Source organism: Jejuibacter sp. L23 (assembly GCF_050815825.1).
Lineage (GTDB): Bacteria > Pseudomonadota > Gammaproteobacteria > Enterobacterales > Enterobacteriaceae > Jejubacter > Jejubacter calystegiae.
This window is the reverse complement of record NZ_CP138199.1, coordinates 1,277,671-1,292,206: the sequence shown is the minus strand read 5'-3', so window position 1 is coordinate 1,292,206 and position 14,536 is coordinate 1,277,671. Positions and strand designations below refer to the sequence as shown.

General features: G+C 53.0%; 10 protein-coding genes. All 10 read right to left on the bottom strand.

Annotation, left to right across the window (positions count from 1 at the left end; genetic code table 11):
* Nucleotides 1–25 precede the first annotated feature (25 nt).
* Nucleotides 26–961, bottom strand: a complete 936-nt coding sequence (locus SCU88_RS05900) for a phosphatidate cytidylyltransferase (RefSeq protein WP_175339444.1) — start codon at nt 959–961, stop codon at nt 26–28.
* Complete coding sequence (locus tag SCU88_RS05895) at nt 958–1,608, bottom strand: 1-acyl-sn-glycerol-3-phosphate acyltransferase (protein ID WP_175339443.1); 651 nt, start codon at nt 1,606–1,608, stop codon at nt 958–960. The genes SCU88_RS05900 and SCU88_RS05895 overlap by 4 nt, the downstream gene beginning before the upstream one ends.
* Nucleotides 1,598–2,179, bottom strand: coding sequence for a CDP-alcohol phosphatidyltransferase family protein (locus SCU88_RS05890; RefSeq protein WP_431810096.1), 582 nt, complete (start codon nt 2,177–2,179; stop codon nt 1,598–1,600). The genes SCU88_RS05895 and SCU88_RS05890 overlap by 11 nt, the downstream gene beginning before the upstream one ends.
* A gap of 134 nt (nt 2,180–2,313) precedes the next feature.
* Complete coding sequence (tssA, locus tag SCU88_RS05885; protein ID WP_138096090.1) at nt 2,314–3,909, bottom strand: type VI secretion system protein TssA; 1,596 nt, start codon at nt 3,907–3,909, stop codon at nt 2,314–2,316.
* Complete coding sequence (locus SCU88_RS05880) at nt 3,909–7,175, bottom strand: ImcF-related family protein (protein WP_431810095.1); 3,267 nt, start codon at nt 7,173–7,175, stop codon at nt 3,909–3,911. The genes tssA and SCU88_RS05880 overlap by 1 nt, the downstream gene beginning before the upstream one ends.
* Before the next feature lie 143 nt (nt 7,176–7,318).
* Nucleotides 7,319–8,479, bottom strand: a complete 1,161-nt coding sequence (locus SCU88_RS05875) for a hypothetical protein (RefSeq protein ID WP_175339440.1) — start codon at nt 8,477–8,479, stop codon at nt 7,319–7,321.
* Between the two features lie 36 nt (nt 8,480–8,515).
* A complete protein-coding gene (locus SCU88_RS05870; RefSeq protein ID WP_175339439.1) occupies nt 8,516–9,388 on the bottom strand; it encodes a DUF4123 domain-containing protein in 873 nt (290 codons plus the stop codon).
* 221 nt (nt 9,389–9,609) lie between these two features.
* Nucleotides 9,610–10,566, bottom strand: coding sequence for a putative type VI secretion system effector (locus SCU88_RS05865; RefSeq protein WP_175339438.1), 957 nt, complete (start codon nt 10,564–10,566; stop codon nt 9,610–9,612).
* Nucleotides 10,563–13,325, bottom strand: a complete 2,763-nt coding sequence (locus tag SCU88_RS05860) for a T6SS effector BTH_I2691 family protein (RefSeq protein WP_431810094.1) — start codon at nt 13,323–13,325, stop codon at nt 10,563–10,565. The genes SCU88_RS05865 and SCU88_RS05860 overlap by 4 nt, the downstream gene beginning before the upstream one ends.
* Before the next feature lie 242 nt (nt 13,326–13,567).
* Nucleotides 13,568–14,527 (bottom strand): putative type VI secretion system effector, encoded by a 960-nt coding sequence (locus SCU88_RS05855; RefSeq protein WP_431810151.1) that lies wholly within the window; start codon nt 14,525–14,527, stop codon nt 13,568–13,570.
* Nucleotides 14,528–14,536: the final 9 nt, after the last annotated feature.

The following is a 14,536-nucleotide window of genomic DNA, read 5'->3' as shown; positions in this document are numbered from 1 at the left end:
TTTCTTTTCGCTGACAGGGGAAAATTCAGGTGAAATAAAAACGAACCAGATGGAAAAACACCGGCGCGGCAAAACATAGTGAATCAATCCGATCCATCATTCCGCCGTGGCCGGCAATCATGGCGCCAAAATCTTTCACGCCGCGATCGCGCTTAATGGCCGACATGCACAGGCCGCCAGCGAATCCCAGCAGGGTGATAACCAGGGAGATCAGCGCAGCCTGCCAGGGGGTAAAAGGCGTAATCCACCAGAGTAATGTTCCGACCAGCGTCGCGCTGGCGATCCCTCCGACAAACCCTTCTACGGTTTTATTCGGACTCAGGCGGGGAACGATGGCGGTTTTACCAAACAGTTTTCCGAAAACGTACTGCAGCACATCCGAGATCTGCACCACAATCATCAGGAACAGCAGCAGCTTGATATTCTGATTTTCGAAACCAGGGACAGGCAGCATCAACAGCGCCGGCGCATGGCTGATACAGTAAACGGCCACCATCATGCTCCACTGAATTTTGGCGCTCCGCTCAAGAAAATGGCAGGTATCTCCCGCCAGCGCCATTCGGGTCGGGATAAATAAAAACGCGTAAACCGGAATAAAAATGGCGAACGTACCGTACCACTGCATGCCGACCAGCAGATACTGCAATGGCAGAAGTATAAAGAAACACCAGAACAGCGCCTCATGGTCGCCGCGCCGGGTCGGAGTTAAGGTAATACATTCGCGCAGCGCCAGAAACGACATCACGGCAAACAGCAGCGTCGATCCAACAGGGCCGAACCACATCGCCGCCACGGACAGAATACACATACCCCACCAGGCCCGAATGCGCGCATTCAGATTTTCAATAACCGGGGTGTTACCCTTCACTCTGGCAATTACCATTCCCAGAATACTGGCCAACAGCAATAGCGAAAACAGGCCACATAGCAGTATAACGAGTGACTTATCCTGAAAATTCATGCTTTCAACGCCTCCAGCGCATCCCTGAGCCGCAGTAAAAATTGTTGTTTCTCTTCCTCCGGCTGTAACGGACTGACCGGCTCGCCGAATACAGCAGAACAGAGAACAGGCACCACCAGACGGGAGCCTTTCGGCAAAACACGATTGAGGTTTTCGAGATAAACCGGCACCAGTTCGGCGTCCGGATTCATACGGGCCAGATGCCAGATACCGCTACGGAATTCGGCTATCTCATCCCCTGATCCCCGGGTCCCTTCAGGAAAAAGGATCAACGATGCCCCCTGCTGAAGCGGAACGCTCATCTGCGCCAGGGCGTTCTCTGAGGATTCATCCTTCCGGGCTGATGAGCGGCGCCTGATGAGTACCGCATTAAAGACCCGACGAGCGATATAACGGCGGATTTTAGTGGTTAACCAATAGTCCGCCGCGGCCACCGGGCGCACCTGCGGGCGCAGATGAGCGGGCAGGCTGGCCCATATCACCATGCCGTCCAGATGGCTGGAATGGTTGGCATAATAGATCCTGACTTTCTGCTGCGGAACTGGCGCCAGCCAGCGGGCGCGAACTCCGGTTAGCAGGCGGCACAGGCGAACCAGAGCCGCGGCAACGAATCGGCTGTCCAATGGCTGTTTCTTGTTATTCTGCATGGCGCCCCTCCTGAAGATTCAGGGCTTCAATAATCGCTCTGCCACGTCGCCAGCAGGTGATTAATGCGCCAGCGTTAATCACAACCAGACAGCTCAATATCAGCCACTGCCCCCACTGCGGCGGAACCCAGATAGCCAGAACGGCGGCGACGCATAATACGGCCATACGCTGCTGCTTCGCCATCGGCCCTGAAAATTGCTGCTTCAGGCCACAGGTGCCGCCAAGCAGGCGCAGATACGCCGTCATTAACGCCAGCAGCGCCGCGCTCCACCCCAGCGTCGCGCCCCAGGGAGTCAGCGTCAGGCCATAGCCTGCCCCCAGAAGGATCAATGAATCCGAAATGCGATCCGGCAGTTCATTCCAGACCGGCCCCGCCGGGCTGCCCATTCCACCTTCAACCGCCACCATGCCATCCAGCAGGTTACAGATAAGCCTGCCCTGAATCATAATCGCCGCCAGCAACAGAATGCCCCCGCGTGCCCACGTTCCCGGGAAATAAAAGGCGAATAAAAAGCACATGCCAGATACCAGCGCACATCCCATACTGGCAAAAGAGATATGATCGGGCATAACGCCCTTTTCCTTTAACCAGCGGGCGCAACTCTGTGCCCAGCGAGTCTCACGCGTCGCAATAGGACGCCGTTCCTTTACATCAGGTACCATTATTTTTTCCGTTTAATGAATGGGTAACACCAGAGAGAAAGTTAACCGCACAGCACCGCGGCGCGGGCCGGGTCGATGGCGATAAGTCCGGAAAGTAGCCGCTCCATTTCTGGCTGTAGACGGTTTTTGTCTGCCTCACTGCGGGCCGCTCTGGTGCGCAGCAGCTTCAGGCGTCGGGCTTTGACTTCGAAGATGATCTCCGGCGACCACTGGCTGAGAGTCAGATCACGGGCGCTGCCGTCCAGCTCGCCCAACAGATGTAAGGCCATCTCATTACGCCCATACTGCTCCGCCACCCTGGCCATCAGCAGCCGCAGCAGCCAGCGCTCCCGGGGAGAAGCCAGGCCCGGTCGGGCCTGCAGCCAGCCCAGCGCCGCTTCGAATCCATCGCTGTCGGCCCGGGCCAGCACTTCCGGCTCCAGACTCAGAATATCGTCGTCCGCAGGCGAAACCGCGTTAACCGGTTCATCATGCCAGGCACCAGGAGAGTCCAGCACCTGCTGGCTTATCCAGCCCAGCGTCACTTCATCGGCAAAGGGCGTGCCGTCATTAAACGCCAGCGCCTCCAGCCCCGGCAGACGCGTCAGCAGCCCCCGCAGGTCATGGCTGATAATTTCCGCCCTGACCGCATCGCCATCGGTTTTCTGCAGCGCCTGCCAGATGTACCACTGCACATCCAGCCACAGATGGTTAACACCCTGAGCGAACAGGCTGTCTGCCTGCTCCAGCAGTTCCAGCCAGCTTTGCTGAAGGTACAGGCGTTTCAGATGGGCCCGGTGGTCGGGCTTGGGGGGAACCAGGCGGGTACGCCCACTGGCGTCCAGCGGCGGGAGCTCCGTTAAGGTATCCCAGCGCACGCTTTTTATCAGATGATGCCCGGCCAGCCAGCCTCCGGGCTGGTCGCGCAGATATTTGGCCAGCATTCTGGACTGATCGAGCAGATCGCGCCCCGATTTCACCGTACTGGCAACGGGGACGTTATCGCTGGCGGAAAGGGTTCCCGCCTTCTCCTCGCGACTGGTCTGGGGCACCAGACTGTCGGTACCACCGCTCTGCGCCAGGCGTGTTTCCAGCGCCTGGTAAAGCGCCGAAAGCTGGGGGCGATTTGCCTCATCCGATGACGCCTGCGCCTGTTCTGCCAGCAGTAATGCCCCGGTAATGCGGCGCATCATGGCCGGATCGACTTCCGGGTACAGCGAGAGACTGTCGAGTACCCGACTGCTGCCCAGCCACTCCAGCGCACTTTTGCGACTGCGTTCGCGCTGTGGATGTAGCTGAGCGCCAAAGCGCTGCATCATCCCTGCCAGCAGCGTCAGCCCCTGAGCCAGCCCCTCTTCGCCGTCCTGATGCAGACGCGCCCAGATATAGAAGGTGACCACCCGAATATCTTTACTGGTCTGCGTCAGCAACTTCTCAGCAAGCGTACAAATCAGTCCGGTATCAATGCCGGAGAGCTGATTAACCTCTTCCCTGATACGTTGAAAATCGTCATCGTAGCCGGGATCTTCCCCGGCGGGCGCCGCGTCGCCGAGCGGCATCAGCCAGCGTTGCCACGCGTTTACATCGGATTGCGCAAGCTGTAACAGCGTCTCTTCATCAGCCTGACAGGCGGCAATCAGGCTCTGTAACCCGGCCATTATTCCACTCCATCCATATCAATATCGTCCGTTTCCCGGGCAAGGGCCTGAGCGGCAACCCCGGCATCCACGCTGAAAATCTGAGCCGGCAGTGTAAAATGGCGCAGCTGTAACAGCGCCAGCGGCCCGTTGCCCAGTTGAGTACGCAGCACCCACTGCAGCATCCTTCCATCCGGCGTGGTAAAACTCATCATCCACTGACTGTTGTCCAGACGCTGGCGTTTCCCCTGCTCCAGCCAGCGGATAAAGCCCCAGGTGCCGCTGTAGTCACCAAACAGCCGGGCACCGGCACGGGTGGTGCTCCAGGTCAGCATGGTGCCGGGTTTATAGGTCTCACCCGGCCAGCGAAGCGCCTGCCATTCCGCCATCTGGTTAAAGTAGCGCAGCTTCTGGCCATCAATAGTGAGATTGGTTTCCACCACGTCAGGCGTGGGCCTTGCCTGCAGTTCAAAACTGATGCCCTGACTGCCGTCGGTAAACAGAATATCTGACAGCTGGCTCAGTTGGTTAACGGCCTTGAGGAAGGCCGGATTAAAGGTCAGTCCCTGGCTGTGGGTTTTATCCACCACCCACTGGCTGCCCTCTTTATGCAATACCCCGCCCAGTTCAAGGGTCAGAAAACGTTCGATACGTCCGGTATCCTTGCGGATGAACTCCGCCAGCATCGCCAGCGACGCTTCGCTTTTACTGGCCGCGAACGGGTAACGGCCGTTAAAGGCGGTATTCCAGTTACTGACGACGGCCCTGCTCCACTTATCGTTCAGACTGGCGGCTGAAGGTTGCAGCACGGTTTCCCAGGCCTGGCTCAGGGGCTGAACAAACATCGTCTGCCCGAACCCGCTCCACTCTTCGCCCAGGCTGGCGGCAATAAGACTACCATACTGTTGGGTATCGGTCAGGTCGACGCTTTTGCCCTGAAACACCGTCTGCGCCAGGGTCTGCATCATCTCCTGCGGATCGGAGGCGTTCGCCACCTGTTGCAACCGCAGCCGGACCCGGGTAATCCGCGTCAGATACGTCTGCAGGCTGAGACTGCTGTCGGCCGCCATCACATTGCCGGCCGGATTTTTGCCCATCAGGCTCAACAGCGGGCCGAAAGTGCCATCCAGCGGACCAACAGGCCCCGTAGCATGCTGGTCGATGGCCGGTTTATCCCGGGTGCCAATAAGCTCTTTAGCCGATTTTATGATGGAGTCAGACAAACCCGCACCCTGCTGGCCGGTTTGCCCCTGCCACGCCAGGGTATTCATCAGGGCGATCAGCGGCGACTGGCGTACGTCACTCATCAGGGTTAACTGGTCGGTCACGTCAGCAATATTTTGCGCCGGCACCCAGTGCAGGCTGTTCAGAAAACCCAGCCAGCTGCCGGCAAAATCAGCGAAATAGCGCTGCGTCAGACGGGCCTTAAGGGCTTCCGGCGAGATATCGGCTGATACGCTCTGCCGACTGTCGCTCAGTACCCAGTCGATCTCATCGCGCCTGGCGCTGGCCGCTTTTTCGATAGCCTTCTGAATCCCCCCTTCCCATGCCTGGCGGGTGAACATGCCGGGCACCACCTCCTGGCTTTCAAACAGGCGGCGGGCATCGGTACCGCTGGTCATATCTTCAAGCGAGACATCCGCAAAGTTGCGGCGCACCGACTTCAGCATGTTCTCATACAGGGTACTTTCGGCATTGCGGCGCCCAATCTGCTGCAGCAACACCTGACGGCTCTGGCTGACCAGGGCCGTATCCGGTTTAATTTTCCACTGCGGCTGATGGGGCAGTTCAGCGATATAGAAGGCCCACAGATCCGGCGCCAGGCTCTGCCACAGTCCGGTGGAGATCCCCGGACGCTCAGGCTGCGTCGTTTTCAGGGTCTGTGCATAGAAGGCGGCATCCGCTTTATCCGGACGCGCCATCATCAGCCAGGCCTTCAGTTGATCGTATCCCGGCTTCGCCAGCGCTGCCCGCCCGGAGCTGTTGGGCGCCGAGTTCACCAGTTGCGTCAGATGCCTGACCAGGGCTTCACTGGCCGGATCGCGGATCAGGCGGTTATTCGCTACCCCGTACCAGGGCAGCATGGCGGCGAGCAGCGGATGATTATGATTCAGGCCAAAGCGCAGATACCAGGGCGCCCCTTCCCGGATCTGATGCTGAAGGCGACCGGCGTCGTTACGCAGTTCATGCAGTGCGGTCAGCTGTGCATCCGATACTGCCGGTCCTGCGACCAGCGCGTGGGCTTTATCGGCCACCGTCACAATCTGCTGACGGTTGGCCACAAAAGAGAGCAGCATACCCACGCCCCACAGACCAATAAGCGCCATCAGGGTCACAGCCAGGGTATGCTCCCAGGGCATGCCGACCCGGCGACCACGGGCGCGGGGAAGATCGTTCAGAACACCCTGCCAGGCGTCTGAGAGCGTCAGGGCATGCTGATGCAACGCCGGAAAGGCGTTTTCCTTTGTCTCTTCACCGCTGTTGTTTTCCGGCAGGCTGAACATCAGGCCGCGCAGTACAACGCGCTGCTGCGCGCCATGCAGCCAGGGCGTCAGCGCCTTTTTCCAGCGCTCGCTACCGCCCTGCTCCAGCTGCTGCGCCAGACGCAGCAGGAAATCAAAGGCGCGGTTTTCCGCCACCTGGGCCAGCCCCTGCTCGCGCAGCTGCGGTCGCAGTCCATCAAGGGCCGTGGCCACATCATCCGCCACCGCCCGCGCCGCAAGCGTAATTCCCACGGCCTGAGATGCACGCCCTTCCTGCGACCAGTCGCTTTCACCCAGTTGCCACAGCCAGACCGGCGGTTGGTAGCGCAACAGATCGCCAATTTTTTCCAGGCTGCGCAGGTCGCTGTCGCTCAGTTGCGGCGTCAGGCTCTGCTGCGCATCCAGCACCCGGATAATGCCATCCAGCGGGCGGGTACGGCGCAGTCTGCGCAGGGCGGTGTATTTTTCGTTATCGGGTTCAGCAGAGAGGGGGCCGCCGTAAATCAGTACCGTGCGGTTGCCTTCGAGCCACTGGTTGGCTTGCAGGCCGGGTACCAGTTGTTCAATGGCGGCGTCATCGCCGGTGACCAGCAGCAGGCGGACTTTGCGGCGCCAGCACCATCCATAGCGACGATGAAGATGTACTCTGACGGGTTCCCTTTCTTTCTTCGATTTTTTGCCTGTTGCCACGTTAATTGAGCTTTGTTCCTCATCAATCATGGTGTTTGAGCTAAAGCGTAAACCTTTCTGATAAGACCAGATACCCACATTCAGTAACACCAGAAAAATGACGAAGAGCATCATAACCAAAAGCCAAAGAGTGGTTTTTTCTTTGGTCGTTACCCAGCCGAACGATTCTCCGAAGTTAAAACAGAAAATATAGGCTAGCCCGCCAAATATCAGCAGACTGAAAACCAAACCAATAACTCTCCATGTTACTGAAGCTTTCAATTTTCGGTCTCCTTATTAATAAAAACAGGCTTCACCACATTAATAATGCACTTATCCTTTAACTTAGATATCATCAATACAGATTTTTTAGTGAAATTTGCATAATAAAGAGCAAATGGCAAAACCAAGCCTAAATGCTCACCCGCCAGATTCCCCATAGCCATGTTTAAATCTTGCCACTTCAGTTCTTTAGAAAAAGACTTATATAATACATCATTAATAGCCATGATATCCCCGGCAGGCATACCACTAAAAAACACACTGGAAACATTACAAATTTCAGGTTGATACGTTTTCATTCGGGACAGCGCTTCCTCGACCTCTACTATGCGACATATCATCGGGCGAAGAATAGCATTGCAGTCGTTAGATTCAGTAAAATAATTACGTGAGGACATTAGCGTAATCGATGCAAACTCTGTTCCCAACTCAATGTCAGCCTCCCTCCCCTCAATATTAATTGAAATCACAACAGAAACCCTGTTGCTTTCACTACCTACAATTTTCTCAAAGCAGTCCGCATAATTCCCCACAGAAAAACAAGCATTATCAGTCAGTTTTTCTTCCGAAAGTCCTATCCGCGACCAACACGATTTAAAAAGTGAGAATGATGAGTAACTACTCTCATATAAAAAAATAACATCAAAGGTGCAGATAGTAGAGAGTTCTTTAAGTGTCACTCTGATTGATGAAAGCAACTCATAAAAAACCTGCTCTTCTGTATAATCATTATCACTTAACTTAAGGGATTGCCCCTTATATACATCAACAGGCTTCTCAGAAACAATTTTCTGCAGTGAAATTTCAGCAGGCACAAACAGATGATGAGTTGAAACGATAACCGATTTACTTGCCCAACGAGTCCATGTCTGCTTTAACAGTAGCGATTCCTTCTTATAGGCCTCACTGGCTGTCAGGCGCATGCCATAAAAGTATACTCTAAGCGCCACAAGCAAAAAATAGCAACCGACACTAACCACCAGAACAAATAATATCCATTGTCCATAAGCCTTACGTTCTGATGTGTCAATCAGTTGTATACTTACCCCCGCCAGTGCTATAAGCATCAGGATACAAAGCAGAACGCCAACCCACCATTTCCATCTTATTACCGGGACAGGCTCTTCAGGTAAAATAATCCGAACAGGCCAGCTCATACCTTTGCTCCAGAACGTATCACCATAGTGAAGTAATCACTCCATCGTTTTGTAGCGGGGTAAAGTCTCATTTAAACTCCGAGAGATCTCTCTCTCTCTTTTAAAATAAGATGGAAACCTTTCCCGCTTAACAAGTACATTAATACCGAAATCGATATACCCATCATCACCTAAATAATAATTATCGGAAAAATAATGCAGTGCCGGATACAATAACTCAGCGGCTTGTTGCTCCGTAATTTCAGCACCTCCTATCAATGTTCTGTAGCGCAGAAGGATTTTATTCATCCTGGATATATAGCCAAGATTAGATAAATCCAGAGGGGTCAGCCCCAGAGAGTAATTTAATTTTTGATGAGACTCTCCGCCACCACTCATTACCTGAGGCCTGCCATCACCGTCAATATAACCCCATGCGTCAATATTATTTAAAATCTGCTGTCGCTGCCATGTATCCAGTATGATGAACAAGAAGCTAAACACAGCCGGATCAAAAAAACGCATAAGGACATCGCCTTTCCCCTTAACTTTCTGAACGGCCAGTCTGGATATATATTCAGAAAGCTGTCCGATAGTTAATTTCGTCGATATCCATGAGCATATGCTCCGCCCTTTACCCGAGCGAATATTATCAGGATTAATCTCATTTAATGCACATTCAATGCTGGCATCAAATAGTCTCATGTTTTGTGCACTATTCTTATCCAATGGTATAAGCCATAGTTCCAAAGCACCGTCAAGTTCCGGGTGAGAAAAAGCAACACGATGGATATCGTCATCAGTAACCAGTTGATAAAAATCCTGTACTGATTGATAACTTTCTAATGTTGGATCAATAAGCAGGAAAATTTTCTCAGAATCCCCAAACACTGAATCTGAAACACTTTTTTTTATATCAGAAAAACTCATTCCCGCCTCCGATAAGAATAATTATATAAGCACAATTAATATACATCTGAAACCATTTTGAGTAGCAGGACGTTTGACAGGGTAAAGCTATTGCATTCTAATCATCTGAAATACTGAAGGCTCATGAAAACAAAAAAGACCTTTTCCACTACCATATCATCACCCTCAATCTGCATAACAGTTAACGCACGGCCTCCATGCTTTAATCAACTAAAAGTTATTCAGTAGTAAAACCAGCTTTCCCCCGAATAAATAAACTTCGCACTGGGGCAGGCAGGTTTATCCTTATCACCAGGGTCGTGGCACTTACCTTCGGAAATTAATTGCCTTTCGCGTTTTCTTGTTACTTTATTAAGATTTATGCTTGCAACATTGTTCATTCCCAGCAGAGAAAATATCTCTTCTGCTAGCTTACAGCGTGTAGGTGCGCAGGCTTTATAGGCAAAATATGCAATCATACCAGATATACCTAATGAAGCAGCCAATAGTACGTATATAGGCCCATGATAATCGATCCAATAATTAGAATACACTCCATCATCAAAAAAGACTCGCAACGCAAGCATAAACATAAACATAAACAATAATATTGCGGTGAGAATAAACATATTTTTAATTCGCCACAGCATATGGGCAATATGCCCCATATCGCATTTCGGGCAAATCGATACAATCCGCTCTTCCGGTAGCGCAATAGCATAGACCTGGTAATGATCATGTTGCCACCCCGCGATCATTTCCACATCATCGCCAGTCTGCAAGCGGGTGATGCCCACCCAGCCCCGAAATGCTCTGCCGTTAATGGTCCCCTGCACATAGTCAGCCGTGTCATTTGAAGACTCACTTTCGGCCATAATCGTTGCCCCGACGCCGGGACTACCCGCTGCAATGGCCGCCGCCGCTGCGGCGCCACGCTGGCCATCAGAGATATCTGGCAGGGTGCTGGTGCGATAGGCCTTTACGTCAAAGTATTCCCTGAAGCACTCCTTACTGAAGGATTCCAGCCGCCCGCTGATTTTTTCCAGCGGGCCATACGGCGGCAGTACCGGCGGTGGCGGCAGCTCCCGCGTCCAGATCCTGCCATTAGTCAACTCGATTTCCCGCTTTGTTCGTAACCTGGCGAGTTTTTCCGGTTCAATAAACCGTGAACAGAGCTGTTTTTGGTCCACTGAGGTCATAAGATATCCTTTATTGCCGCTTCCAGCGCTTTATTCTGCGTTTCCAGGCTGCGGTTTAATGGCGCGGTACCAAACACGCATTTCTGACACCACAGCTGAAGTTCATCATCCGATATCCAGGCGGCAACCACCTGCAGTAATGTAATCGCCACCATCGCTTCCCAGGTCATCAGCACGGCAAGCACCCGAATACCTAAAAATTCGTATGCCAGGAAACCGGTAATTTTCCCGGCATATTTTTTAGTAAGGGGCTTACCGACTAACTCAAGAAGTAAACCAACTGATTTCAAAGCCCCTAACCCATCCACTACCGTTTTTATTGCGAATATCCCCAAAAGGAAAACTCTATTATTTCTAAACTCATCCACAACAGATTTTACATCCACATAAACTGAAAACAGAGAAGCCGCACCTCCCGCAGCCGCACCCGCCCCCTTAACCCATGCCACCGTTAACGGCCGGGCTTCCAGCCCTTTTTCTATTGCGGGTAACAGCACCGTTGTACCCTGGCTTACCATCGCCAGACCGCTGGCCACCAGGCTTGACAACGGTTTCTTATCATCCTGGACCTGGCCGCACAGGTAAATAAAATCCAGCGCATTCAGCACCAGCAACAAGCTGTTTATTGCCGCCAGTCGAAATTCCTTTCGGCCTTCCTCCGTCGCAAAATGCTCTTCCAGCTTGCTGCTTAACGTCTGCCGGATGGTCACCACCTCACTCTGGCTTGCCATAAAGCGTTTACTGCTGCGAATGCCTGCCAGCACTGCACTACGCAATGCCGGAGCATCATGCAGATATTCATTGACCAGGGCGTGAACCTTTTCCGACGGGATACCCGCCCTTATCATAAACACCAGCCGGAACGCCGTGGTCGATAGTTTTTCTCCCATCTTATCGACCGTCAGAATGCGGCTTACCCGGTCCCCCACCGTGACGATAAAAGCATCCGTCCTGAAGACTTCCGTCTCTATTTTACTGGCATTTTCCCGTAACCCTTTCAGAACGTTATTCAGGGATTTCTGATAATACCCTTCCAGCTTTTTCAGGTTTCCGGCCTGCTGCATCAAAAGCGCCGTCACGGCGGTCGCCGTTAGCGGGGTCACCTCTTCATCTTTTTTCGCTTTCACCGTTGCCAGGAACGGCTCCAGCGCCGCCATCAGCTCTGGATTATTGGCGGCAACATGCCGCCACAAAAGGTTGGTATTGCTTTTTGTGCTGTACTCATTCCACCAGTTATCCAACCTGGCAGCACCTGCCGGGCAACTGTTGATACCATTTATCGCCATTCCAACCGCCGACTGGTAGAACAGCCCGGCCCGCTGTTCCGTACAATAAAAATCGTCCAGAACCGTCACCAGCAGCGGCGCGCTAAGCCAGCTCACGACGCTTGCGATCCTCATCTGAAAGATTTCGTTAACCCTGTCGCCCAGACTCTTATAACAGGCATCAAAATTAGCCTGCCGGGTTGCATTCAGTTTAGCCTGGTAAGGTGCCCAGCTTCTTGCTTTGGCATTAGTGAAATTTTGCGGGCGCTCTGTCAGTTCCTTATCCACCTGCCTCTTTATTGCTGCAACCCGTCGTTGGTGGGCTTCCAGAGGCTCTGGCGGACTCATTAATACATTTTCGGGGTAGGATGCCGTCACACTCTGCGCATGCCATGACCTGACTAATTTGTCATCAGCCCTGACTTGCGCCAGCACATCGGGTTTGTTCTGATAACGCTGCTCAAGCGTTTTTAGACGCATATCGAGATATTCATCAGACAGCAATGCGTTTTCCGGCTGCGCAACGCGTTCCACTACAGTCTCACCGACAACCTGCGCTCTGTCTTCCAGCAGGTTTTTTAACGCATCCAGGCTGGTTTTGGTCGAAAATTCCAGCTCTCGCTCCCGCAAAAACTGCGCCTGGCGCCCCAGCACGTCCTGACTCCAGCCATTCAGCTCATGGACTATCCCTACAGGATCCCACAGCGGCAGGATAAGCGGCGTCATCCCCTCACTTCTGTTGCGCATCGCCGTTGCGGTTGCCTCCGCATTCCCCGCCCTGCTCTTCGCCCAGAGGTACAGACTGGATTGCGACTTTACAACCTCTTCATTTATCCGCCAGACATCCTCCACCGCCGGGTCCCAGAGTGATGTCGCCCGACTGACGTTCTGAATCTTCACATCATCCGGGCCCGGTAGCTGACCAGATACAGAGACTGTCTGATAATCCAGAACCCGGGCCAGGCTGGATTCATTTGCCTCCGTTCCCGTTTCTGACCGACCGGCCCCCGTCACCGATGGCCTGACTTTCTGCATTCTCCCTGCCCGGGCTTTTGCATCAGTACCGTACCGGTCCAGCGTTGACTGCTCCCAGGGGTACTGGCTGAAGGCAAACCAGACATTGCCACATTTATCCGGAGCCTCAATGCTCATAAACTCAACGTTTTGCGCAATATGCTCACCGGTCTGACAAAGCGCCCTGTCTACGGCTGCCGGGTTGGAAGCCACCTGCTGCAACCACAGGGAGCCATCAGGCGCGACGCTGTAACACTGCCAGTAATGGGTGCCCTGCTTTCCTTTTTCATAGAAAACATACAGATAGCCCTGACGAAGCGCGCGAAGCGCGTACTTTTCGCCACCGGCAAGCCCCACACCAGTAATGCGCGCATCATTTGCCCATTCAGGTAAACCAGCTGCTATATTTTCGGGCACAACCGCATATCGTACCGGCAGTACTGTCAACCCTTTAGTGGTGCATAACCCCTGGCATGCCATGCTTTACGTCCTTTTTATGAAATAAGTCTGACATTAATGAACTTCCGGACTTAACCAGTGAAGTAATTTGAACCAGCAATCACTTGATGCCCGGAGCAGTTACAGGGCACATTTTTCTGAATCAGGAAAGCTACTTATTATTCACTAAAAAATTCCGATACTACAAAACGCGAATTTATCTGCTGCTGAATCTCTGAACACATAGCCATTGCTTCCCTGAAAAATTGCTCCAGCCTGTTAACTCAGTAATAAAACCAGTACTCGCTGCCATATATAAATTTCTGGCTGGGGCAGACCGGTCTGGTGTTATCTCCCGGATCGTGCCACTTTCCCTGCGCCTGAAGCTGACGCTCTCTTTTCTTTGTGACTTTATTCAGGTTAATCCAGGCCACTTTTTCCATTCCAAAAAGAGAATATATCTCTTCGGCGAGTTTACAGATGGTCGGGGCGTAGGCTTTCCAGGCAAAAAAGGCAATAAGCCCGGTAAAAACAAGCGCACCGCCCAACATAAAAAACAAAGCACCACTATTTTTATCCCAATAACCGACACCATTTTGTCTGTCATTAAAAAAATAATAAACAACGCTGACACAGAATATTAGAAACATAAGACAGATGGTCAAGACAAGCATATTTTTTATCCGCCAGAAGGCATGGGCGATCCGCCCCATATCGCATTCGGGGCAGACCGAGATAATTCGCTCTTCCGGCAGGGCGATGGCATAGACCTGGTAATGGTCATGCTGCCACTCCACCGCCATTTCCACCTCATCACCCACCTGCAACCGGGTGATCCCCACCCAGCCACGAAACGGTTTGCCGTTAATGCTCCCCTGCACATACTCCGCCGAACTGTTCTGCGATTCGCTATCCGTCATTATCACTGACGCCATACCAGGGCTGCCGGCGGCAATGGCAGCGGCGGCCCCGGCCCCCCGCTGCCCGGTCGTCACTTCCGGCAGCGGGCTGCTCCGGTATGCCTTCACGCCAAAATATTCCCGGAAATATTCCTTACGGAAGGATTCCAGGCGTCCGCTAATTTTTTGCAGCGGGCCATACGGCGGCAACACCGGCGGCGGCGGCAGCTCCCGCGTCCAGGGCTCACCACAGTTCTGTGCTATTTCACGTTCAGTACGCAGATCCTGTAAATATTCATCGGGCAGAAACCGCGAATTTATCTGCTGCTGATTCTCTGAGTACATAGCCATTGC

Coding starts and splice junctions, on each gene's coding strand:
- SCU88_RS05895 (WP_175339443.1), bottom strand. CDS start 1,608: ATGCAGAATAACAAGAAACAGCCATTGGACAGCCGATTCGTTGCCGCG.
- SCU88_RS05900 (WP_175339444.1), bottom strand. CDS start 961: ATGAATTTTCAGGATAAGTCACTCGTTATACTGCTATGTGGCCTGTTT.
- tssA (WP_138096090.1), bottom strand. CDS start 3,909: ATGGCCGGGTTACAGAGCCTGATTGCCGCCTGTCAGGCTGATGAAGAG.
- SCU88_RS05870 (WP_175339439.1), bottom strand. CDS start 9,388: ATGAGTTTTTCTGATATAAAAAAAAGTGTTTCAGATTCAGTGTTTGGG.
- SCU88_RS05855 (WP_431810151.1), bottom strand. CDS start 14,527: ATGTACTCAGAGAATCAGCAGCAGATAAATTCGCGGTTTCTGCCCGAT.
- SCU88_RS05875 (WP_175339440.1), bottom strand. CDS start 8,479: ATGAGCTGGCCTGTTCGGATTATTTTACCTGAAGAGCCTGTCCCGGTA.
- SCU88_RS05865 (WP_175339438.1), bottom strand. CDS start 10,566: ATGACCTCAGTGGACCAAAAACAGCTCTGTTCACGGTTTATTGAACCG.
- SCU88_RS05880 (WP_431810095.1), bottom strand. CDS start 7,175: ATGATGCTCTTCGTCATTTTTCTGGTGTTACTGAATGTGGGTATCTGG.
- SCU88_RS05860 (WP_431810094.1), bottom strand. CDS start 13,325: ATGGCATGCCAGGGGTTATGCACCACTAAAGGGTTGACAGTACTGCCG.
- SCU88_RS05890 (WP_431810096.1), bottom strand. CDS start 2,179: ATGCCCGATCATATCTCTTTTGCCAGTATGGGATGTGCGCTGGTATCT.